This window comes from Helicobacter sp., assembly GCF_022511165.1.
In the GTDB taxonomy this organism is placed as follows: Bacteria; Campylobacterota; Campylobacteria; order Campylobacterales; family Helicobacteraceae; genus Helicobacter_C.
The window spans coordinates 1-2,094 of record NZ_JAFLSB010000077.1; the positions used below are offsets into that span (position 1 = coordinate 1).

Below are 2,094 nucleotides of genomic sequence, written 5' to 3' on the forward strand. Positions count from 1 at the left end.
CTGTATGTCCCAGCGATTTGGAAAAGTGGAGCTTTGTCGCCATTAATCGTATAGCTTAGAGCGATACGAGGCATAGAGCTATCTGCAGTTAAAGGAGATATTACCCCTACATTTTCAGCCATATAGTCAGAGATGAGCGCAAGGCTAAGTCCAGCTACATTGTATTGAGCTTGAAGTCTTCTTGTGCTTGTGCTAAGCCCACCAAAGCCATTAAAGGCTGTATCGGTATTTAACACACCTGTTGAGAAAATATCTGTGGTAGGGGTATTTGCCTTACCGATAAGGATAGTCCCTGCACCTGTATCATAAGAGCCCCAGAAGAAGCGAAGTGGAAGTTCATTATAGCCATTTGCTGAAGTGCCAGTTACGAGGTCTTCTTTTGCACCAAATTCTACTTTTGCTTTAAACTTATCCACGCTTACATTAAAGCCAACGTGTGAGTTACCTTGCACCCCAAAGAGGAAGTTAGCAGGTCCGCCTGCTTCACCTTTATGAGCGTTTTCACCCATACCTACATAACCGCGGATTGAGCCATAGAGTTCAACGCTTTTGCCATCGTCATTATAGATTTCTAAAGCCGCCGCTGGCAATACTAAAAGTGCCGATAATGCACTGCTTACAAGAACTTTTTTCATAAAAACCTCCAAAAAGAGAAGAAATTAAGCCATCACTAAGGCTATTTAGGCATTGCCTCATAGTCTTTAGTAGCCTTGAACTATAACTATTACAAAAAAAATGCCATTTGTCAATAAAAAGTAAATAAGAAGTGATAAAAGTGAGTAAAATGCTACATTATAGGGAGGGGATAAGGTATATCATAAAAAAGTAAGTTAAAAAAAAAAAAAGGATTAGTTTATCAAAAAGCGCACTTTTTGCGCTTCATTCTTCCCTTAAAATAATAAAAAAACATACTATGGCATTCATCATTTTAATAATTGCCAAACATTCATAGTGTGCAAAGGGGGTTTAAGCCCACTCAAAGCATTGTAGGGGGTATCTTTATGCGTGAGGTGCGCTAAAGATAGCTTAAGAAAAACAAGCTAGAATTGTATTTGTAATTTTATTTTTAGGTGCAAAATGGAACTCAATACAATCTTTAAAGGCTCTGTCGCTTGTGCTTTGGCTTTGATGATTTCTCATACTTCCCTTAGCGCTGATTATTTAAGCTCATCTTGTAAGCCAATACAAGCCCAAAAGCACTCGAATATGAAGCATATTTCAAGTCAAAAGTATGCTGCATTATGTGATGATATTTTTGAAATGCACAGCTTGTATTGGAGTGTTTTGATTATGGAGCAGGATTACTTTAATCAATTTAAAGAAAGTCAAAGAATCCAAGAAAAACAAAAAATCAAAAAGTTATTGAAAGGCTTAACAAGGGTTATTACAGAATCAAAAAAGCGCGTAGGGGATTTGCATTACAAACGCCTCAAGGGTAAAAATGAAAAGGTGTATTACTCCTCTTTGGCGCTTAAGCATTTGCTAGAGATTCTCATCGATGATACTTTTATGGAAGTAACGGGTGGGGTGGATTTCCCAAAAGATAAGATAGACATTTTAGCCTATGGCAGGGGCGTTGAAAAAGCACAAGAATTTTTAAAAGAAATGGCTTGAAAGAACAAATATGGGCGAAGAGTATGCGTATATCATAGAGGCTTTTAAAAAGATTTTACAGAGTAGGCATAAGGTGCAAGAAGCTTTGTGCTATATGATTTTGCCAAGATATGAGGATTTTGCAAAAGATTATAAGATTTTTAAAAAATACAAAGATTGTAGGGATTTTGAGGAGTGCTTGGCGAGTTTGTTTGGGATAGAGTATGCTAAGATGAAAGCCATAATAAAAAAGCTTAATGATTATAAAAATGAAAAAGATTCAATATCGCGGTGTATGGCTATAAAAATAAGCCTATAACTTGTTTATGCGCTTTTTTTGGGCTTTGAATTAAGGTTTTATTTTGAGAGATTTTGGAGGTTTTGGAGGCTTTAAAGATTTTAAAGATTTTAGAGGTTTCAAAGATTTTAAAGAGGGGGCGATACGCCTACACTTCATTACCTGCGACTTTATATTATCTTTTTATTGTTGCTATATGGGGG

General features: G+C 36.4%; 2 protein-coding genes and 1 pseudogene. 2 read left to right on the forward strand and 1 reads right to left on the reverse strand.

Translation table 11 applies throughout. From position 1 onward, the window contains the following. Positions 1-635 (reverse strand): annotated as a pseudogene (locus J1E28_RS07745) (hypothetical protein); the annotation flags it as partial. Positions 636-1,077: 442 nt separating this feature from the next. Between J1E28_RS07745 and J1E28_RS07750 the strand changes: the two are divergent. Next, on the forward strand, positions 1,078-1,614 hold the full coding sequence (locus J1E28_RS07750) for a hypothetical protein (RefSeq protein ID WP_291028467.1): 537 nt from the start codon (positions 1,078-1,080) through the stop codon (positions 1,612-1,614). A 10-nt stretch (positions 1,615-1,624) separates the two neighbouring features. Beyond that, positions 1,625-1,912, forward strand: coding sequence for a hypothetical protein (locus tag J1E28_RS07755; RefSeq protein ID WP_291028469.1), 288 nt, complete (start codon positions 1,625-1,627; stop codon positions 1,910-1,912). The last annotated feature ends 182 nt before the right edge of the window (positions 1,913-2,094 follow it).